Raw genomic sequence first — 21,559 nt, 5'->3', positions numbered from 1 at the left:
TCGTTTTCATTTTTGGGTTGGTGGGGCGGATTGCGGTTTGCCTTGAAGCTGCAAACCGGTTTGGATCACGCCGAAACGCGCCGTATCGCCTTCTTTGGGCAGGTAGAGGCCGCCTTTGTAACCGCAGGCGGAAAGCAGGAGGGCGGTTGCCGCCGCAAAAAATACGCCGTATTTCATCGGTAAACTTCCTTCATAAGCGCGAATGTGGCAAGATTCGGCATCTTAAACAAAAAACATGCAAAAAGCTATGATGACCGAAAGCGAGTTTATCCGCGCGAGCGAAGCATTATTTGAACACATCGAAGACCAAATCGACGAAAACGGCTGGGATTTCGACTGCCGGTTTGCCGGAAACGTCCTGACCATCGAAGCCGGAGACGGCACGCAAATCATCGTCAACCGCCACACGCCCAACCAAGAATTGTGGATTGCCGCAAAAAGCGGCGGCTACCATTTCGCCGAACAAAACGGCAAATGGCTGGCAACGCGCGACAGCCGCGATTTTTACGACGTTTTAAACGAAGCCCTGAGCGCGGCTTCGGGCGAAGCGGTTGAGATTGCCGAATTGTGATTCAATTTTCGATAGAAAAAGATTGTTACCCAATGGCACAATTACCTCTATATCGGACTGCCGAAATCGGAAATTTTACTGTCGGCACGCCTAAAGTTTTAGAATCATTTTCCAAACATATCCCTTATGGTGTTGTCTTTGAAGATGATGGCAACACGGGCTACTTCTATGCCGCTTCGCAAGAGGGGATTTTGGATGCCTTGCACATCTACAATGTCGAAGATGTATCCGACAAACATATCCCCAATCATGTCTTGATTTTATGGGATGGCGCCTGCACCATAGCCGCATTGTGTATCAACGACTACATCCATGCCGTCTATGATTTTGTCGAACAGGCAGGATATTGCCGCAACGGCTTCCCTGAAGCAGGCGGCGAATGGGTAAAAGTCGAAAACCGCGTCTTGGACGATGAATTGCTGGACAAAATCCTATCCCGAAAACCTACATAACCCGCACAAAAGGATACCCAAATGCCCCTGTTAGACAGTTTCAAAGTCGATCACACCCGTATGCACGCCCCTGCCGTACGCGTGGCGAAAACCATGACCACGCCCAAAGGCGACACCATTACTGTATTCGACCTGCGCTTTTGCATCCCCAATAAAGAAATCCTGCCCGAAAAAGGCATCCACACGCTGGAGCATTTGTTTGCCGGCTTTATGCGCGACCACTTGAACGGCGCCGGCGTGGAAATCATCGACATTTCCCCGATGGGCTGCCGCACCGGTTTTTATATGAGCCTTATCGGCACGCCTTCCGAACAGCAGGTTGCCGATGCGTGGTTGGCTTCGATGCAGGATGTTTTGAATGTCAAAGACCAAAGTAAAATCCCCGAGTTGAACGAATACCAATGCGGCACTTATCTGATGCACTCGCTCGCCGAAGCGCAACAAATCGCGCAAAACGTGTTGGCGCGCAAAGTGGCGGTTAACCGAAACGGCGATTTGGCTTTGGATGAAAGCCTGCTGAACGCTTAATCCGCCGCAAATGCTGTCTGAACAAGGGTTTCAGACGGCATTTGCCTTTTCCGTTATAATCCGGGGTTGTACGGGGGCGGGTTTTAAGCCGGCATCGTCCTTCCCTATTTTTTCTGTCCCTTATCGGTTTCAAGCGGGTTTTTTATGTCCAACAGACCTACACTCCTCCTCGTTGACGGCTCTTCCTATCTCTACCGCGCGTATCACGCGATGGGGCAAAACCTGACTGCGCCTGACGGTGCGCCGACGGGTGCGCTGTATGGCGTATTGAATATGTTGCGCCGTTTGCGGTCGGAATATCCGCACGATTATTGCGCGGTGGTTTTTGATGCGAAAGGCAAAAATTTCCGCCATCAAATGTTTGAAGAATACAAGGCGACGCGCCCGCCGATGCCGGACGATTTGCGCCCGCAGGCGGAAGCCCTGCCGGATTTGGTGCGCCTGACGGGCTGGCCGGTATTGGTGATTGGGCAAGTGGAGGCGGACGATGTGATCGGCACGCTGGCGAAACAGGGGGCGGAACATGGTTTGCGAGTCATTGTTTCGACGGGCGATAAGGATATGGCGCAGTTGGTGGATGAGCGCGTTACGCTGGTGAACACGATGAGCGGAGAAACGCTGGATATTGAAGGCGTGAAGGCAAAATTCGGCGTTCGCCCCGACCAAATCCGCGATTATCTCGCGCTGATCGGCGACAAGGTGGACAACGTACCGGGCGTGGAAAAATGCGGCCCGAAAACGGCGGTGAAATGGCTGGAAGCCTACGGTTCGTTGCAAGGCGTGATGGAACACGCTCCGGAAATCAAAGGCAAGGTCGGCGAAAACCTGCAAGCCGCGCTGCCCCAACTGCCGCTGTCGTATGATTTGGTCACGATTAAAACCGATGTGGACTTGCACACCGAGCTTTCAGACGGCATCGAAAGCCTGCGCCGTACCGCGCCGAAATGGGCGCAGCTTGCGGTTGATTTCAAACGCTGGGGCTTCCGTACTTGGCTGAAAGAAGCGGAATCAAACATGAATACCGGCTCGACCGATGATTTGTTCGGTAGCGACAGCATCGGCGAGCAGGCGGCTTTGAATGCGGAAATACCGTCTGAAAAACGAGCTGAAAAAGCCACCGCCCCTGAAAAACTGGATTATCAAGCCGTTACCACCGAAGCTCAGTTTGCCGCCTTGTTGGACAAACTAGCGAAGGCGGACACAATCGGCATTGATACGGAAACCACGTCATTAGATGCGATGAATGCCGAGCTGGTCGGCATCAGCATTGCGTTCCAAGCAGGCGAAGCGGTTTACATCCCCGTAGGCCACAGCCTGACTGCCGCGCCCGAACAGCTTGATTTGCAAGACGTATTAGGCCGTCTGAAGCCGCATTTGGAAAACCCCGCCCTGAAAAAAATCGGTCAAAACCTCAAATACGACCAACACGTTTTCGCCAACTACGGCATCGCGTTAAACAACATTGCCGGCGACGCGATGCTCGCTTCCTACATCATCGAGAGCCATCTCGGACACGGCTTGGACGAATTGTCCGGACGCTGGCTCGGTTTAGAAACCATTACCTACGAATCGCTGTGCGGCAAAGGCGCGAAGCAAATCAGTTTTGCCGATGTCGCCATCGGGCAGGCGACCGAATACGCCGCCCAAGATGCCGATTTCGCCCTGCGCCTCGAAGCGCGCCTGCGCGCGCAAATGGACGACAAACAACTTGAAATGTATGAAAAAATGGAGCTTCCCGTCGCGCAGGTATTGTTTGAAATGGAATGCAACGGCGTGCAAATCGACCGCGCCGAACTCGCCCGCCAAAGCGCGGAACTCGGCGCGGAGCTGATGAAGCTCGAACAGGAAGCCTACGCCGCTGCAGGTCAACCGTTTAACCTCAACTCGCCCAAACAGCTGCAAGAAATCCTGTTCGACAAAATGGGCATCCCGACAAAAGGGCTGAAAAAAACCGCCAAAGGCGGCATTTCCACCAACGAAGCCGTGCTCGAACAGCTCGCGCCCGACTACCCCCTGCCCAAAATCATCCTGCAAAACCGCAGCCTGGCGAAACTCAAATCCACCTACACCGACAAACTGCCCGAAATGATTTCGCCCCGGGATAACCGCGTGCATACCACCTATGCCCAAGCCGTCGCCATTACCGGCCGCCTCGCCAGCAACAACCCCAACCTGCAAAACATCCCCATTCGCACCGCCGAAGGCCGCCGCGTGCGCCGCGCCTTCACTGCACCGCCGGGCAGCGTCATCGTTTCCGCCGACTATTCCCAAATCGAGCTGCGCATTATGGCGCACCTCTCCGGTGACAAAACCCTCATTGCCGCATTTCAAAGCGGCGAAGACGTACACCGCCGCACCGCCGCCGAAGTGTTCGGCACTGCGCCCGAAAACGTCTCGCCCGAGCAACGCCGCTACGCCAAAACCATCAACTTCGGCTTAATCTACGGTATGGGGCAATACGGTTTGGCAAAATCATTGGGCATCGACAACCTTTCCGCCAAAAACTTTATCGACCGCTACTTCGCCCGTTATCCCGGCGTTGCCGAATACATGCAGCGCACCAAAGAACAAGCCGCCGCCCAAGGCTACGTCGAAACCCTGTTCGGCAGAAGGCTCTATTTGCCCGACATCCGCAACAAAAACGCCAACGCCCGCGCAGGAGCCGAGCGTGCCGCCATCAACGCCCCCATGCAAGGCACCGCTTCCGACCTCATCAAACGCGCCATGATAAACGTGCGAAACTGGCTTTCAGACGGCATCGGCAGCAAACTGGTCATGCAGGTGCATGACGAACTGGTGCTGGAAGTCGTTGAAACCGAACTGGATTTTGTCAAAGAAAAACTGCCGCAGATTATGGCGAAAGTGGACGGCGGATTATTGGATGTACCGCTGGTGGCTGAGGTTGGCGTAGGGGAGAATTGGGAAGAGGCACATTGAGAATGCACAAGTATTGAACTGTTACGTTTTGATTTATCAAAATTTAAGGAAGTAAAATACCCGATTCGAATGATTGGAAATCAATAGCAAGCCGTAGGTCGGATACTTGTATCCGACAAAAGCCTGCCATCTCAAATAGCAGTCGGATTCGAGAATCCGACCTGCCAAACCGGGCGCGGACGCTCCGGTCGGCAGTTAGCGCACAAATCGAACAGAACATCACAAAAAAGCCTGATTCGGATTTTCCAATCGGGCTTTTTTGCGCCCGTTTTGTCATCCCGTGAAATATCCGCATAACAAAAATAATGCAAAATCATGACAAAACCGGCGCGAGGTTACACAAACGGATGAAATCAACCGATATTCAAACACAGCCATTTTTAGCGCATTTTCAGCGTATCTTTATGCGGAAAATTTCGTGAACAGGTTTTTTGCACAGGCTTCCGCCGCGTTTCGCGGGATGGGAAACCGTATTAGAAAACGGACGCACGCAACATAAACCCCGAAAGTGATGATAAGATGATGATTTAACGTACTGCTTTAATTATTTAAGGAATTATCGTGTTTCCCGACAAATACAAGTTGAGTTTGGAAGAAAATATTTTTCTGGCAAAGAAAGTATTGGTTGCTCAAATTCACAACCTCAGCCGTTTTGAGAATTGTCAGACGACCTTGTTGCAGACCGAGCAAATTATCAATGACAAAAATGTAGCCTCCGCGTCACTGGAAGACATCCAAACCATCTTGAACCTGAAACGTGCCTATCAATATGTGATTTCGCATATTTCAAACGGCGAACCGGTCAATATTTCACTCCTTAAAAGAATCAACAACATTGTTGCCAAGGACGATTCTTTGGTACCCGTGGATTTCCGTACCGGTTCGGTCGGCGTAACGCTATTGGACGGTTCCCGTCATGCCCCGAATCCGGTGAAGGAAATTGAAGTGGCCCGCGTGTTGCAAAATATCGGACTGCAAAGCGGTTCGACGACGGAAGCAGCCGTTCGTTTCATGCTCTATTGTATGCGGCAGCAGGTTTTTTGGGACGGCAACAAACGGACGGCAACCCTATTTGCCAACGGCCTGATGATGGCGGGGGGCTGCGGTATCCTGGAAATCTCCGAAATGCAGATGCCGCGATTCAATGAAAAACTATCCGCATTCTATCGCACCGGCGACGATACCGATATTTCCAAGTTTGTGTATCAAAATTGTATATCGGGCATAGACTATTTCGGCGCGGACGAAGATATATAGTGGATTAAATTTAAACCGGTACGGCGTTGCCTCGCCTTGCCGTACTATTTTTACTGTCTGCGGCTTCGCCGCCTTGTCCTGATTTAAATTTAATCCACTATAGATTTCCCCGACTCGCCGAACATGGGCTAAAAATCAATTTGACGGTTATCAGACGATGGAGTAGGCACAAGGTGGCAGAAAAAGGGGTTTGACAGTGCACGGCGGCATCGTCAAACCCCTTTCGGCATATCCGGCGGTTACCAGCGGTAGCCTAATTTGATGCCCGCGCTGTGCTGCGCTTCCAATTGCGGCCCCTTGGCGGCGGCAGCGTGGAGGGACAGCGTGAAACCTTTGATTTCGGCGTTTACGCCCCATTCCGCACTGCGGGTTTTGCCGAAATCCTGCGCCAATACGGCGGTATTGACGCGCGTTCGGACTTTGCCGGAAGCGGCATCGGTATAGGACAGGCTCAAATAAGGCGTGATGGAAATGTGTTGCGCCGGTTTGAATGAATAATCTGCCTTAATGCCCGCGCGGTAGCGGTTGAATGCAAGGCCCGGGGTGGCGATATTGACGTTTTCGTATCGGTAATCCGCTTTTTGGACGAAATAGCGCGTTGCGCCGATGTGCGGTTCGATGCCGAATCCGCCGAAACCTGCGCGGTATCTTGCCTGAATGCCGTAATGCAGCACGCGGCGGCGGATTTTGCCTCTGATGCCGTCTGAAAGGCTGCCGCTACTAAAACCCGCGCCCGCGCTGATGCCGATGTCGAACCTGCCGATGCCGTATTGCCCGAAAACGGCACCGTGGGCAAGCCGTGCCGAGTTGCCGATGCCGTCGTCGAAGGTGTTTCCGGTCCGGTTGTGCGAAAACAGGATGCCGACGCGCCCGCTGCCGAGGTTTTTCTGCATACCGATTTGGCGCAGGTCGGTTTGTTGGCGGTAGGCGCGGAAATCTTGCGAACGGTAGTGTTTGGTGTCCCGGATGCCGCTTGTCCAAACGGCGTTGCGGCGGTCTTCGGCAAACACGCGGTCCAATTCGTCCTGTACGGCGAAAACGCTGTTGAGCGTGGCGGAAAATTCACTCAAACCGCTATTGGCATAACGGCTGATCAGGTCGCGCTGCGGTTGGGGTTGCGGTTGGGGCTGCGGTTGCGGCAAATCCCGGCGGGCGCGGCGGGCGCGGGGGAAGGCGGTGGTAGCCGGCCGGGTTTCCGCTTCGCGCTGTTTCGCCAAGGCGGTGTCTTTATCCGCCTGCACCCGTTTTTTCTCTTCCTCCGCCTGCATAATGCCGGCATTTTCCCCGCCTGCCTGCCTGCCGGGCCGGTTCGGCAACGCTTTCTGCCTTTTCGGTGGCATTGCGCCCGGCCGCAATCAGCGCGTCAAGGCTTTGCGCGTTGTCTTTTTCCGCCTGTTGTTTGGCGGCAAGTTGTGCCTGTTTTGCCGTCAAGGCGGCCTCTGTTTCTCCCGCCTTGCCGAGTTTGTCGGAAAGCTCTTGTTCTTTGACCGGATTATGCAGGCGGAACTCGCCGTCTTTGCGGATAAGCTGATAACGCCATGCGCCGGCATCGACGTGTTCGTTTTGCAGGGTGAAATTAAGATTTTCGGACAGCGGTGTGTTGTCTTTTCCTTCCACTACCGTCAATTGCTCGAGACTTACGGGTTCGTTGCCGGTATTGTTGACAGCCAAGGTGTAAGTGCCTTCGGAACTTTCCGCCAGCTTCAATTTGCCGCTGCGGTAGCCGAAGAGTTCCGACATAAAGCGGAATGTTCCCTGACCGTTCAATTTGCCGTTTACCGTCAGCGTGTTGAAACGGGATTCTGCCGAAGTTGGCGGCGTAACGGATAATAGGGAACGGCGCGAACGGCGGCGCGGCGCATCTGCCGCACTGCCGGTTTGCGCGCCTGCCGCATCGTGTCGATAGGCGGAATTGAGTGTAATGGTGGCGTTGTCAAGGTTTAAATTGCCTAATTCCGTGCCCGACGGCAGCGTCCATTCGCTGTCTTTTAAGTGTAATGCCGTATCCTTGCCGCCGCTGATTTTTCCGGTAAAGCGGCTGTTTTCAAAATGGAATACTGCCTTATCGGCTAGGGAGACATTGCCGTTGAGTGCGGAATGGCTTACGTTTGCCTTAGCGTTGTCGGAAAGCGTCAGACTGCCGTTTTGTACGGCGTTGTTGCTTAGATTAAATGAAGCATTGTCCGAAGCCGATGTGTTGCCGTTTAATGTGGCTTGATTAAATGTTGCTTGGGCATTGCCCACGAGGCTAAGGTTGCCGTTTTGGGTGGCGTTGCGCGTAACCGTATAGTGCGTGTCTCCGCCTGCACTAAGATTGCCGTTGAGTGTGGCAAGTCCTGTGAGATTTAAATGAGCGTGATCGGCAAGGCTGACATTGCCTCTGATGTCGGTCTTGCTCAATGAAGCAATCACTTTATCGTCGGTAATGGTTTTTTCGGTACAACTTGTCAGACCCGTCCAGTCCGAACGTGTACAGATTGTGTGGCTTTGATGCGGTGCGACACCGAAAACTGCTTGGGCGTGATTGCTTAAATGCCAATCGCCTTCCACTTTGGCAACATTGCGGGAAACCACCGCTTGTCCGCCCTGAATATGGAAGTTTTCCGCTTTAAATGTGCGGTCGATCCAATCGTTGTCCCACACGATTTCTCCTTGTGGGATACCTTCCATTTTTGACCACCCGCTTCCTAAATGATTGTAGGCGTGCGGTGTCGGTCTGCCGCTGAAAAACAGTTTGCCGTTTGTTTGCGTGATATTGCCGTTTAAATTTGTTCCGCCGGAAAGCAGTAAAGTGCGATCCGCTTCTTCCGGTTGGTAATTCAGATTGAGCCGCCCGTTCGTTTTGGTTGCATCTTTCTCGCCAAACCAACCGTTGTAGGCAATTTCTTTTTTGCTATCCAAGTTGTTGTTATTGCCGGTTGTAGTAATATCTTTATTGCCTGTAATGGTAACGGTGGATTCTTTGTCTTGATTGTGGTTGACAATCATCGCCCCTTCATCGGTATTTTGAATGCGGTGGAACGAAAGCGAATGCCCGTTCAAATCCAAACGTCCGCCGCGAAAGCCGAAATAGAGTTTGTCGGGGTTGAATTGATTATCGGCATTCAGTTGCACCGTCCCCCTGCCGCTGACCAAGCCGATTTCACTAAAGGCTTGTTTTTTGCCTTGATCGTCCGCCTGCTGATCTAAGATGACTTTACCGTCGCCCACGCTGACCGAGCCTTGGTTTTCCCCTTTGGCTTGAACCAGCAGCGTGCCTTTGCCGATTTTGGACAGGCGGTCGTTTGCCACGCCGTTTACTTTCCAAGTAACGGTACTGCCATCACTGATATGAACGCCCGCGCCTTGCCACGTTTCGTTGTTTTTAGGCGAGACCGTAAAATTACCCTCAAAATACAAACCGCCCGCGCCTTGGTTGATGTTGCTGGTAAGTATCAATTCACCTTTTCCTTTGTCAATAAAGGAAATATTTTCTCCATTATTCAGTCTGGGTCGATAACTGTTGACCCCACCTGCAGCATGATAAACAGGTTCTCTTGCTGTCTCGGATAAAGAAACATTAAACAATTGAACGGTTCGTGTTTTTAATCTATAAGGTAGAGAATAGTGTTTATGTTTGGCATCGATTTTTCCTGCGCCATTATTATTGTCGTTAAAAAAGTATTTCCCATTTTGATGTGGTTCGTAGAATACTGAATGGGTATCTCCAGCAAAGATTTCATCATAGAACCAATCTTTACGAACTAGCTGGAAGCCATTGCTTTTTCCTATATAGGGGTTGCCTGTTTGCAATACCCCATTAATTAACCACTTTTGCTTTTGGGCATCATAGATAAACATTGGTGAGCCACTGTCGCCAAATGAGCCTCCTGTTGGTAAAAAACCATATGGGCTATGTTTAATTTTTTCGCTACCTAAGTTGACTGTGCCACCACCTGATCCATTTTGTGCAAAGGTATTGCCACCGACGAGCCAAGAATATGCGCTTGCAATATGATATGAACTTTCGCGGTTATTGGGTTCGTCTTCATCAGACCGCCAATATTGTCTGCCTGCTCCGATTCGAACACGATCAGGGTATTTATTTAAATCAGCGTATTTCCACCCATCCATATAACTGGTCATCTCAACAGGTTCTGCATCTGTGACAAATTTGTGCAAACGCGGCATATGATAATCGCCGCCATAAGGATGGCCGTTAGTCCCTGCTTTATAATTATTTCTTTTCACAATTTGGTAAGAAAAGCGGTGCTGATCGGGATTGCTTCCCTCCGCACCAAAATCAACATTGTTATAGCCGCCGTTATGTGCCACGCTCACAATATATTGATCGCCCGCCAATGCCGCCACGCCGTTACGCGATACCACAGAAAAATCAATCATCGGGGCTTTCGTCATCGATTTGCCGACCAACTCCCCTTTTTTGTTGTAAACCTCAATATCTTTCGCCCCGACTGCAAACTTGCCTTTATTTTCGGCAAAGTCGCGATAGTATTGGTAGTTGATGCCGAAATAAGTGTGTCCCGCCCGGGCTTGGGGCAGAATGCCGAACGACAGGCATATGGCTAAGTAAGCGGGCGAGAAGCGGATGCGGCCGGTTTTAGGGGCTTTGCGGTGTGTTTCGGTTGTCCGTTTGTCGGTTGTTTTCATTATTTTTCCTTATCTGACGGGATTCGGTTTGTTTGGGAGGGCGCGGCTTCCGCTTCCGGGCGGCGCGCGGGATGTGGCTATATGTGCGGTTCGGCGTATTTTGCCGCTTCTGTTCGGAGATGGTGCAGGGAAGGGCGGGAAGGAAAAAAAGGGGATTTTTATCAACTCGCCGGAGCAATCGATGGGTTGCACATAAAGGCATCATTTTGAATACGAAATCATATCACACTTTACTTTATCCCCGTTCCTTTTCGGTCGGAACCCCGCCGTTTTCGGCGGTAAAAACCGACCGGAGGCGGAATGCGGGGCAGGGTTTTGTGCCGTGCGGTGTCGGAATATCGTTTTACACAAGCCGGCAATGCCATCTGAAAGCCGAACCGTCGGACTTCAGACGGCATTTGCTATAATCGCGGCTGTTTTGAATTTTCGGGGGTTTTATGTCGGATAACGTTCCAACGATTGCGGCAGTCGCGACCGCGCCCGGACGCGGCGGCGTGGGCGTGATACGCATATCGGGGAAAAACCTGTTGCCGATGGCGCAGGCTTTGTGTGGGAAAACGCCCGAGCCGCGCGTGGCAACCTATGCTGATTTTACGGACGCGGACGGACAGGCAATCGATAGCGGGCTGCTACTGTTTTTTGCCGCGCCGGCAAGTTTTACGGGCGAAGATGTCATCGAGCTTCAGGGACACGGCGGGCCGGTAGTGATGGAGATGCTGCTGAACCGCTGTTTGGAACTGGGCGCGCGCCTTGCCGAGCCGGGCGAGTTTACCAAACGTGCGTTTTTAAACGACAAACTGGACTTGGCACAGGCGGAAGGCGTGGCGGATTTGATTGACGCATCCGGCCGTTCGGCGGCGCGTCTGGCGTTGCGCTCGCTCAAGGGCGATTTTTCGCGGCGGATACACGGTTTGGTCGAAGACTTGATTACCTTGCGGATGCTGGTCGAAGCGGCGCTGGATTTTCCCGAGGAAGACATCGATTTTCTCGAAGCGGCGGACGCACGCGGCAAACTGGACGGCTTGCGCCGCGCCGTGGATGATGTGCTTGCCAACGCGCAGCAGGGCGCGATTTTACGCGAAGGTCTGAATGTCGTATTGGTCGGTGCGCCGAATGTCGGCAAGTCCAGCCTGTTGAACGCGCTGGCGGGCGACGAAGTGGCGATTGTTACCGATATTGCCGGAACGACGCGCGACGCGGTCAGGGAACGTATCCTGATTGACGGCGTGCCGGTGCATATTGTCGATACGGCAGGTTTGCGCGAGACGGACGACGTGGTCGAACGCATCGGCATCGAACGCAGCCGCAAAGCCGTATCCGAAGCCGATGTCGCGCTGGTGTTGGTCGATCCGCGCGAGGGTTTGAATGAAAAGACGCGGATGATTTTGGATACGTTGCCGTCGGATTTGAAACGCATTGAAATCCACAGCAAATCCGATTTGCACGCACACGCGGCAGGCGGGTTCGGTACGGGCGCGGAAACCGTCATCGCGCTGTCGGCGAAAACCGGCGACGGCTTGGACGCGCTGAAACGGACGCTGTTGTGCGAGGCCGGTTGGCAGGGCGAAAGCGAAGGGCTGTTTTTGGCGCGGACGCGGCACGTCAACGCACTCAAGGCGGCGCAGGAAGAATTGTCGCTGGCCGTTTTGTGCGGCAACCATCAAATCGAGCTGTTTGCCGAACACTTGCGGCTGGCTCAGGTCGCGTGCGGCGAAATTACGGGGGAATTTACGGCGGACGACCTGCTCGGCGTGATTTTTTCGAGGTTTTGCATCGGAAAATAAGCGGGCCGGAGGCATTGTGGCGGTGTCCGGCTGAACATTCCGTTATCCCATAAAAACGGGAATCCGATCCGTTCGGTTTTGGTTTTTTGAATTTCGGGCAACGCTTAAATCTTCATTCCGCGCAGGCGGAAATTATCGGCGCGGTACGGCAACTTTTTTCAATACTGAAAGCCCCGTCATTCCTGTAAAAACAAAAAAATCAAAAACAGAAAACTGAAATATCGTCATTCCCGCGCAGGCGGGAATCCAGCCCCGTCGGCACGGAAACTTATCGGGAAAACGGTTTCTTCAGATTTTACGTTCCGGATTCCCGCTTTCGCGGGAATGACGGGATTAAAGTTTCAAAATTTATTCTAAATAACTGAAACTCAACGAACTGGATTCCCGTTTTTGCGGGAATGACGAATTTTAGGTTTCTGTTTTTGGTTTTCTGTCCTTGTGGGAATGATGAAATTTTAAGTTTTAGGAATTTATCGGAAAAAACAGAAACCGCTCCGCCGTCATTCCCGCGCAGGCGGGAATCCAGCCCCGTCGGTACGGAAACTTATCGGATAAAACGGTTTCTTTAGATTTTACGTTCCGGATTCCCGCTTTCGCGGGAATGATGGGATTAAAGTTTCAAAATTTATTTTAAATAACTGAAACTCAACGAACTGGATTCCCACTTTCGTGGGAATGACGAATTTTAGGTTGCTGTTGTTTCGGATAAGTTCCTGTGGCTTTGCGTTTCTAGATTCCCACTTCCCTGGGAATGACGGAGAGTTGCGGGAATGACGGAGAGTTGCGGGATTGGGCTTGGTACAAGCCTGAAAGGGGGCGGCGGTGCGACCGTAAAAAATGCCGTCTGAAACCCAAATCATCGGGTTTCAGACGGCATTGGCACATCAGGAGCTTAGAACTTCGCTTCGATGGTGAAATTGTAGCTCCTGCCCGGCGAGGTAAAGCGTTGGATGCCGGCGTGGGTTTTGTTGTTGACGCGGTTGACCGTGCCGAACTCGCGGACGCTGCGTAAAGATTCCCAAGTGTAGTACTGCTTGTTGGTAATGTTGTACGCGGCGGCGCGGAGCGTAACCTGTTTGCCGATGTTGAGGTAGGCGGAAAGGTCGAACAGCGTATAGGCCTTGCTGTGTTTGGCATAAGGCCACGGTTTGTTCAAGTCGTCGTTGCTGTGGACGGTGTCGGACGGCTTTTTGGCGGCGGTGCGCGCGGCGTAGGCGTTGACGCCCCAGCGTTTGGAAGGCGCGTCATAGCCCAGGCTGTAAACCGCCGTCCACGGCGAAAGCGCGTTGATGGGCGTTTCTTTGCCGTTGTTTTGCGTTGCCTTGCCCTTGATGTAGCTGACGTTGAGGCCGGTGTGCAGCCCTTTGGGCAGCCCGATGCTGTCGAGGTTCCAAGTGCCGTTAAACTCTATGCCTTTCACCCAGGCGGCGGTGCGGTTTTGGTTTTGCCAAACGGGCGAGCTGACCAATGCCGTGCCGTCTGAAAGCGGGGCGTATCTGGGGTTGTTTTTATCGTCTGACGAAACGCCCATATACGTCAATTCGATAAAGTCGCGGTATTTGGTTTTGAAGCCCGAAAGCTTGAAGCTGCCAGCTTTGCCGCTGCCCGCCAGGCCCAATTCCCAGTTTTTGGCTTTTTCCGCTTTCAGTTCGGGATTGGTTTTCAGGTAGAAATCGGGGTGTGGGAACAGCAGCCAGGTTTCGTCCGAAGTCGGTGCGCGGAAGCCGGTGCTGTATTTTGCCAACAAGTGCAGATGCTTGGTAAACCGCCAGTCGAACCCTGTGCCGTAGCTGAAGCCCGCGTGCGCGCGTTCCGAACCCAAATGGGGAATCTGCCCCCGGATGGCGGTGGTGTATTTCGGATCGTCTTTCGCGCTGCTGCTGTTTTTGTCGTAGCGTATGCCCGCATTCAGGCGGAAGCGGTCGTTGCCGCCCAAGTGAAACACATTGTTCCAATAGGCAAATTTATATTTCGACCGGTTTTCGATCAGCATCGTGATTTTGGCTTGGTTGGAAGCGAGGATTTTGGGGTCGTACAGTTTTGCGAAATAACTGTAATCCGAGTTGGCATTGTCCCCTCTGCCGCCGCCTAAGCCGTATTGCGCCGCCCAAACGGCTTTGGAAAAGTCGAGTTGTTTTTCAAAATCGGCAGTCCATTGCGCGGTGTTTTGGCGGATATGCCGGAACGAATGGTAAACCTCGCCGTTGATGCCGTTTGTATCGTAATTTTTCGGGATGTCCCAAGTCCAAGTGTTCATATCGATGCGCTGCTTGTCGTAGCGCAGCTTGAGGCTGTCCCACGGGCCGTGTTCCAATTCGTTTTTGTATTCGACGCCGGTGCGGCGGCGGTAGCTCACGTCTTGGCGGTGGCGGTAGTCGCCCGTTGCGGCAGACGTGGTCGTACCCGTCCACAAATTAGACAGCTCGTTGGTAAAACGGTCGGTGCGCGAGTCTTCAAAAATCCAGCCGATGCGGTTGCGGTCGTTGAAATTGTAGCCCAGCTTGAACAGGGTGCTTTTGTTTACCCATTCTTGCGGGTCGGGTTGGGAGCGAGCAACCCCTGTGGCTTTGTAGGTAAGGTATCTGCTGGGCGAGGGGTTGGCCGGGTCAAAGACATATCCGTCGTTTTTAATTTCGACATCGCCCTCGGTCGAGCGGTTTTTGGTTTCTTTGCCGAAGCGGCGGGTATAAACCAATAAGGCATCCAAACCAAAGAGCCTGCCGGCGGCGGTAATGCTGCTGAATTTTTGGCTGTTTTTGCCGACGCTGCCGCCCTTTATCCCCAAATGGTAGGGCTTGTCTTCGGAAACATAGTCGCTTGCGGATTTGGTTTGGTAATTGACTGCGCCGCCCAATGCGCCGCTGCCGGATTTGAGCGAGTCCGCGCCTTTGGTGATGGTTACTTCGGAAAAGTTTTCCGGCTCGGAAGTGTTGCGGTTGGCGTTGAAGTTGCCGTACGCGCCGAACAATTCTTGGAAGGCTTCGGAAGAGCGGCTTTCCGCCTGCGCCAGCCCGTCAACGTTGATGGCGACGCGGTCTTTGTCCACGCCGCGTATGGTAAAGCCGTTAGAACCCGCCCTGCCGCCTTCGACGACGGAAATGCCGGGGTCGTAGCGCACCAGGTCGTGTTCGTCGTTGGCCAAGAGCTTGTCTAAGGTTTTGCGGCGGATTTTTTCTTCGCCGAGTTTTTGGGTTTTGTGCGTGCCGGTAACGGTGATTTCGTTCAGCGTTTGGGCGGACTGCGGCGCGGGGTCTGCCGCAAAGGCGGGAAACGCTTGGGCGATGGCGGCGGCAGCCAATACGGGTTTGAAGGGAATGGGCATAAGAAACCTTTGCAGGGATGAGGTGGTTTATTGTTTAGTAAGGTGGTTGGTATCTTGACTGGTGTCATCAAGTTTTTTTTCATAACTCACACCGCCGAATACGGTATCGAGGGAGCGGTCGCCGTCAAAGGTGATTTTGCCGCCTATGCTGACTTCGCTGCTGCGGGTGCTGGCGAACTTGCCAAAAAACTTGCCTTCCAATTTGCCGTTTTTCCCGCCGGACGTGGCATCGCCGGAAAAGGTCGGACCGGTAATCGTTGCGTTTTGAATATCCACATCCGGCCCGTAATCGCTGTTGCCGAGGATTTTGCCTGCCAGTGTGTTGCTGTTGAAATTGGCGGTGATAAAGGAAAGGACGGGGGTATTGGCAAGTGTCCCATAATAAGAACCGCTTTTCGGCGGCGTATAAGAGGAAGTAACAAATTGCCCGTTTCTGACGCGGATGCCCCAAACCTGATAAGTGATTTTACCTTTTGACAATGCGGTTTCGGGCGTGCTGCTGCCGTAGGAGAACGCAGGAGGCGGCGTTTTGCCGACGGGGAAGCCGCCGGCGAAGAGGTCGATTTCGCCGTTGGGACCTATCCACGCCCCGAATTTCATATAATCTTGTTTGGTAATTTCCGCATACGAAGTAGCCCCGGAGTCGCTGCAGCAGATAAAGATGCGGCTGCCGTCGGCGAGCCGCTGCCCTGCGTGGCGGTCGGGAATTTTGAAATCGGGGGAGGAGTAGCTGACGGTTATGGGGTCGGCGTAGGATGAAAGGGCGTATTGCGCGCCGCCGGGTGTTTTGAAGATGAATGATGTTTCTTTTGATTTATAGCCGAAATAGTCTTTTTCTACTTCCCGCTGCCGAATGGAAATGCCGGATGTGTTTTGCGGGGCGGCATCGAGCGAGCGTCTGCTGCGGCTCGGCGCGTCGGATGCGCTTCCGGCGCCGGCGGTGTTGATGTTTTCGATATTGCCGTTATCGCTTGATAACGTTACCTCGCCGGCGGGCAGCGGCGTGGCGGTGGGGATGGACACGGGGACGTGCGGTTCGGCTACCCCCCCCCCGGCACAGGCGGCAAGGGCGGCGGCAAGCGGCAGTAAGGGCAGGGCTTTGTATTTCATCGCATACTCAATCTTGATGATGTATTAATAATAGTTTTGATTATCAATTTAAATGTTATATGATGTCAACTGTTTTATGGGGCGGCGCGGAAATCGGACGTGCCTGCGTTTGCCTGCCGTGTTTCTACCTTTGTTTTTTATAGCGGATTAACAAAAACCGGTACGGCGTTGCCTCGCCTTGCCGTACTATCTGTACTGTCTGCGGCTTCGTCGCCTTGTCCTGATTTTTGTTAATCCACTATATGATGCGCCGCGTCCGCCGCGCGTGGGGCTTGCGGCGTTTCTGCCGCCGCCGTCCGGCGGTGTTTTTTAAGGAAGGCAAATTGAAGGATAGTGTGTATCGGGTATGCCGGCTGTGTGCCGCGCTGTGTGTTTGGGGTGCGGTCGGCGCGTATGCCGCCGGCTTGCCCGACGTTCGGGACGATGCGGCGGCGTTGCGCGCCCAGCGTGCGGCTGCGGAGGGTTGGGCGGGAATGCCGCCGGAAGGGGATTCTGCCGCAAACGGCGGTTCGCGCGTAATCGACGGGGATTTCCTGCTGTCGCGCCCGCAGTTGTTGGAACACGTTTTGCGCGACGCGCTCAACGGCAATCAGGCGGATTTGATCGCTTCGTTGGCGGATTTGTATGCCAAGCTGCCGGATTATGATGCGGTGTTGTACGGCAGGGCGCGGGCTTTGCTGGCGAAATTGGCGGGAAGGCCGGCGGAGGCGGTGGCGCGCTATCGGGCGTTGCACAGGGATAATGCGGCAGACGAGCGGGTTTTGCTGGATTTGGCGGCGGCGGAGTTTGACGATTTCCGGCTGAAGTCGGCAGGGCTGCATTTTGCGGAGGCGGCAAAATTGGATTTGCCGGCGCCGGTTTTGGAAAATGTGGGGCGTTTCCGGAAAAAAACGGAGGGGCTGACGGGCTGGCATTTTTCGGGCGGCATCAGCCCTTCTGTGAACAAAAACGCCAACAATGCCGCGCCGCAATACTGCCTGCAGGGCGGCGGCAGCCGGATATGCAGCGTTACCGGACCTGTCCGTGCGGCAGGGTTGGATTATGAGGCCGGGGCGGAAAAGCTGACTGCGCTGGCGGACAACCATTATCTGCTGTTCCGCGCCAATGTCGGGGGCACAAGCTATTATTTCAGCCGCAAATCGGCTTATGACGATGCTTTCGGCAGGGCTTATTTGGGCTGGCAGTATAAAAATGCGCGGCAGACGGTGGGGGTTTTGCCGTTTTATCAGGCGCAATTGTCGGGTAGCGACGGCTTTGATGCGAAAACGAAACCGCCTGCCGACCGCCGGCTTGCGCCGTATATGCTGGCGCACGGGGCGGGTGTGCAGTTGGCGCATTCTTACCGCCTGAGCCGCCGGTCGCAGCTTTCGGTGTCGCTGGAACGTTACCGCCAACGCTACCGCGAACAAGGCCGGGCGGAACGCAACGACGGTTGGCAGGACGGGCTTTATGTGTCGCTGGCAAGGCGGTTGGGCGGCTCGGCAACCGTGTTCGGCGGCTGGCAGTTTGCGCGGTTTGTGCCGAAACGCGAAACGGTGGGCGGCGCGGTCAACAATGCCGCCTACCGCCGCAACGCCGTCCATATCGGTTGGGCGCAGGAGTGGGGCGGGACGGGCGGTTTGAACAGCCGGATTGCCGCGTCTTACGCCCACCGCAACTACAAAGGCATTGCGGCATTTTCGACGGAGGCGCAGCGTAACCGCGAATGGAATGTCTCGCTGGCTTTGAGCCACGACAAGTTGTCGTACAAAGGCATCGTGCCGACGTTGAACTACCGCTTCGGTAAGACGGAAAGCAATGTGCCGTATGCAAAACGCCGCAACAGCGAGGTGTTTGTGTCGGCGGATTGGCGGTTTTGAATGGTGGGATAATGCCGTCCGAACTTTGCGGCAGCAGGTTCGGACGGCATTTTTGCGCGTTCAGGCAAGGACGGCGGCAAATACGCCGCGCAAGGCGTTGGAGAGGCGGATTTCTTCGGCCCCTTGCAGTGTTTTTTGTGTGATGTGTGTTTCAATCACTTGATTTGTGTGCAAATATTTTTGCGGTTCGTCCGACACGGCTTGGCGCATTATGCCGTTTAAAATGTCTAAATCTAAAGAGGGCGTGAGCCATTGTCCGCGATGTTTGACGAACACGTTGCTCCTGCCGCCTTCGAGTAGGATGCCGTCCGAATTGAAAAACAGGCTGTCGAACGCGCCTTGCGTTTCGGCGGTTTGCCACGCTTGGTCGAAGATGGCGCGGTGTGTGGTTTTGAAGCGGCGCAGGTAGTTTTGTGCGGGCAGGATGGTCGGCGAAATGATGACGCGCTGTTTGTCGGTCAGACGGTTTAAAACGGCGTGGGACAGGCTGATGCCGTCTGAAGCGAGCAGGGCTTTGATGCGGAACGCGCCGTCGGGCAAGTCGGCAATGTATTGTTTGATTTGATTTTCGCAGCCGTCGGGCAGGGGCAGGTTGAGGGCTTGGGCGGAGGTTTTCAGACGGCATAGGTGGCGGTCGAGCAGGGCGCATTGCCTGTTTTCCGCGCGCAGGGTTTCAAAAATGCCGAAATCGGGGCGCAGTTCGTTGAGGAATCGGGCTTTCCAGCCGCATTCGCGATATTCGGCGGCGGGGTCGCTGTCGATGACGATGCCGGAACCGACACCGTACACGCCCCGATACGGCGGATTGGCTTCAAACGGATGCGGCGTTTCCCCGCCTTGTCCTGCCGTTCGGGCTTGCGCGTTTGAATCCGTGCCGCCGATGCCTGAAACAATGCCGTCTGAAACGGGTTTGAGCGACAGGGTGCGGATGACGACGTTGAACGCGCCTTCAAACCCCAAGCCGCCGGAACACGGGTTCAAATAGCCGATGCTGCCCGTATAAAGCCCGCGCGCTTCGGTTTCGAGCGATTCGATAATCTGCATACTCATTTTTTTGGGCGCGCCGGTGATGCTGCCGCAGGGGAAGGCGGCGCGGAGGGTGTCGGCGAACGAGGTGTCCGGCAGGGCTTGCGCCCGGATGGTGCTGGTCATCTGCCAGACGCTGCCGAAACGCGATACTTTAAACGGCTCGGGTACGCATACTTTACCGGTTTGGGCGATTTTGCCGAGGTCGTTGCGCAGCAAATCGACAATCATCACGTTTTCGGCGCGGTTTTTCGGGTCTGCTTGCAACTCGGCGGCGCGGCGTTCGTCTTGTCCGTCGCCCAAAATCGGCGCGGTGCCTTTCATCGGTTCGGTGCTGATGATGCCGTCTGAAGCGATGTTGAGGAAGAGTTCGGGCGAGAAACACAGCGTCCACGCGGATTGCCCGGCTTCATCGGGCAGGTGGGACAATACGGCATAGGGGACGGGCTGGCGCAGGCGGCGGTAGAGGCTGACGGGGTTGCCGTAGGCTTGCAGGTGCAGGCGGGTGGTGTAGTTGATTTGATAGGTGTCGCCGCGCCGGATGGCTTCGTGGATTTGGCGGATGCGGTCGAGGTAATCGGTTTCGGATACGGAGGATTGCGGCGTGGAAATACCGGCGGGGATGCCGTCTGAATGTCGGGCAAGCCAGCTTTCGGCATCGGTGTCGGCGCAGTCGGCAAACCAGTGCAGGGCAATGTTGCCGCCGCGTTCGGATTCCATCCCCATCAGCGGCAAACCGAATTCGTAGTCTGCAAACAACACCGAATGCAGCCCTTTTTGCCATCCCGATTGCAGCGCGCCGTCTAAAGCATCGAGTTCTTCGGGACGGAAAAAACGGCTTTCCACATGATTTTGATAGAGTTTTGCGCGGCCGCTTACGGCATCGTCAAACAGGGCGAAATAAGGCATGGCAATTCGGGGCAAATGTTTTGATTATACGCCCCTTTTACACGGATTTCCAGACGGCGGGGCAAATTCGGGCAAAATGTAATTTTATGTAGAGAAAGCGGTGGCGAAAGTGTAAAATTGTGAAAACGGACTTTCATTTCCAACCTGAAATACAATAGGAGACCTTTATGGCAGACCGCCAGTTGCAACCGTTTGAAAACGTAGAATTAGGCGAAAAGCAAGACCAGCTCCAGGTATTTGAAAAAGCTGTTTTGGAACATGAAGGCAAAGGTTCTGCCGAAGATTCCGGCACAGCCCCGCTGCCCGAAAACTACCCCTGCCGCAAACGTATGCTCCGCGCCGCCTACGAAGCCGAAAAAGCCAAACTGCAAATCGAATTGCTGAAAGTGCAAAGCTGGGTCAAAGACTCCGGCCAGCGCATCGTCAGCCTGTTTGAAGGCCGGGATGCGGCAGGCAAGGGCGGCGCCATCAAACGCTTTATGGAACATTTAAACCCGCGCGGCGCGCGCGTGGTCGCTTTGGAGAAACCGACTGACACCGAACGCGGACAATGGTATTTCCAACGCTACATCCAAAACCTGCCGACTGCGGGCGAAATGGTATTCTTCGACCGCTCGTGGTACAACCGCGCCGGCGTGGAACGCGTGACGGGCTTCTGCGAACCCAACGAATATATGCTCTTTATGCGCCAAGCCCCTGAGTTGGAACGTATGCTTGTCGCCAGCGGCATCCACCTGTTCAAATTCTGGTTCTCCGTATCCCGCGAAGAACAACTGCGCCGCTTCATCTCCCGCCGCGACGACGCCCTGAAACACTGGAAACTTTCCCCCGTGGACATCCAGTCGCTCGACCGCTGGGACGACTACACCGAAGCCAAAAACGCGATGTTCTTCCACACCCACACCGGCGACGCGCCTTGGGTCATCATCCGTTCGGACGACAAAAAACGCGCCCGTTTGAACTGTATCCGCTACTTCCTGCACCAGTTGGACTACCCGGGTAAAGACGTGAAAGCCATCGGCAAAGTGGACGATAAAATCGTTCTTGTTCCCGATACGCGTTACAATAGAGAAAACCATCGATGTCGGTCATGACTGATTGCCGGTGAAGTAATAAAAATGCCGTCTGAACCCGATTTCAGGTTCAGACGGCAT

General features: G+C 54.1%; 11 protein-coding genes and 3 pseudogenes. 8 read left to right on the top strand and 6 right to left on the bottom strand.

Going from position 1 to position 21,559, the window contains the following annotated elements; translation table 11 throughout:
* Nucleotides 1–6: 6 nt before the first annotated feature.
* Complete coding sequence (lptM, locus tag DFR77_RS03585) at nt 7–177, bottom strand: LPS translocon maturation chaperone LptM (protein WP_003687071.1); 171 nt, start codon at nt 175–177, stop codon at nt 7–9.
* Between the two features lie 70 nt (nt 178–247).
* On the opposite strand from lptM, the gene cyaY reads away from it, so the two are divergent.
* The 5 genes from cyaY (at nt 248) to DFR77_RS03555 (ending at nt 5,745) form a co-directional block, all read left to right on the top strand.
* Nucleotides 248–571, top strand: a complete 324-nt coding sequence (cyaY, locus tag DFR77_RS03580) for an iron donor protein CyaY (RefSeq protein WP_002226758.1) — start codon at nt 248–250, stop codon at nt 569–571.
* Between the two features lie 32 nt (nt 572–603).
* The gene (locus DFR77_RS03575; protein WP_003687072.1) at nt 604–1,023 is read left to right on the top strand and encodes a DUF2251 domain-containing protein; all 420 of its coding nucleotides are present in this window, start codon (nt 604–606) and stop codon (nt 1,021–1,023) included.
* A gap of 21 nt (nt 1,024–1,044) precedes the next feature.
* A complete protein-coding gene (luxS, locus tag DFR77_RS03570) occupies nt 1,045–1,551 on the top strand; it encodes an S-ribosylhomocysteine lyase (protein WP_003687075.1) in 507 nt (168 codons plus the stop codon).
* A gap of 144 nt (nt 1,552–1,695) precedes the next feature.
* A complete protein-coding gene (gene polA / locus DFR77_RS03565; RefSeq protein ID WP_003687077.1) occupies nt 1,696–4,488 on the top strand; it encodes a DNA polymerase I in 2,793 nt (930 codons plus the stop codon).
* A 561-nt stretch (nt 4,489–5,049) separates the two neighbouring features.
* Complete coding sequence (locus DFR77_RS03555; protein ID WP_003687079.1) at nt 5,050–5,745, top strand: Fic family protein; 696 nt, start codon at nt 5,050–5,052, stop codon at nt 5,743–5,745.
* Here the strand turns inward: DFR77_RS03555 and DFR77_RS13665 are convergent.
* Nucleotides 5,737–5,847, bottom strand: a pseudogene (locus tag DFR77_RS13665) (IS5/IS1182 family transposase); the annotation flags it as partial. The gene DFR77_RS03555 and the pseudogene DFR77_RS13665 overlap by 9 nt on opposite strands.
* Nucleotides 5,848–5,984: 137 nt before the next feature.
* Nucleotides 5,985–10,395, bottom strand: a pseudogene (app, locus tag DFR77_RS03550) (adhesion and penetration autotransporter App).
* 437 nt (nt 10,396–10,832) lie between these two features.
* Here app and mnmE point away from each other — a divergent pair.
* Nucleotides 10,833–12,179 carry a tRNA uridine-5-carboxymethylaminomethyl(34) synthesis GTPase MnmE gene (gene mnmE / locus DFR77_RS03540; protein WP_003704621.1) on the top strand — a complete coding sequence of 449 codons (1,347 nt, stop codon included), beginning with the start codon at nt 10,833–10,835 and terminating at the stop codon, nt 12,177–12,179.
* 892 nt (nt 12,180–13,071) lie between these two features.
* Here mnmE and hupB read toward each other — a convergent pair.
* Both hupB and hupA read right to left on the bottom strand, forming a co-directional pair.
* Complete coding sequence (hupB, locus tag DFR77_RS03520; RefSeq protein WP_003687084.1) at nt 13,072–15,501, bottom strand: haemoglobin-haptoglobin-utilization protein HupB; 2,430 nt, start codon at nt 15,499–15,501, stop codon at nt 13,072–13,074.
* Nucleotides 15,502–15,528: 27 nt separating this feature from the next.
* Entirely contained in the window at nt 15,529–16,611 is a 1,083-nt protein-coding gene (hupA, locus tag DFR77_RS03515; RefSeq protein WP_003699363.1) for a haemoglobin-haptoglobin-utilization protein HupA, read from the bottom strand.
* A gap of 242 nt (nt 16,612–16,853) precedes the next feature.
* Between hupA and DFR77_RS03510 the strand changes: the two genes are divergently transcribed.
* Entirely contained in the window at nt 16,854–18,470 is a 1,617-nt protein-coding gene (locus DFR77_RS03510; protein ID WP_012504106.1) for a surface lipoprotein assembly modifier, read from the top strand.
* 60 nt (nt 18,471–18,530) lie between these two features.
* Here the strand turns inward: DFR77_RS03510 and DFR77_RS03505 are convergent, their stop codons facing one another.
* Nucleotides 18,531–20,405 (bottom strand): bifunctional chorismate-binding protein/class IV aminotransferase, encoded by a 1,875-nt coding sequence (locus DFR77_RS03505; protein ID WP_003687089.1) that lies wholly within the window; start codon nt 20,403–20,405, stop codon nt 18,531–18,533.
* Between the two features lie 167 nt (nt 20,406–20,572).
* Between DFR77_RS03505 and ppk2 the strand changes: the two are divergent.
* Nucleotides 20,573–21,503: pseudogene (gene ppk2 / locus DFR77_RS03500) on the top strand (polyphosphate kinase 2).
* Nucleotides 21,504–21,559: the final 56 nt, after the last annotated feature.

The organism is Neisseria gonorrhoeae, assembly GCF_003315235.1.
In the GTDB taxonomy this organism is placed as follows: Bacteria; Pseudomonadota; Gammaproteobacteria; order Burkholderiales; family Neisseriaceae; genus Neisseria; species Neisseria gonorrhoeae.
Note: the sequence above shows the minus strand (reverse complement) of the source record. Positions and strands in the feature narration are given on the sequence as shown.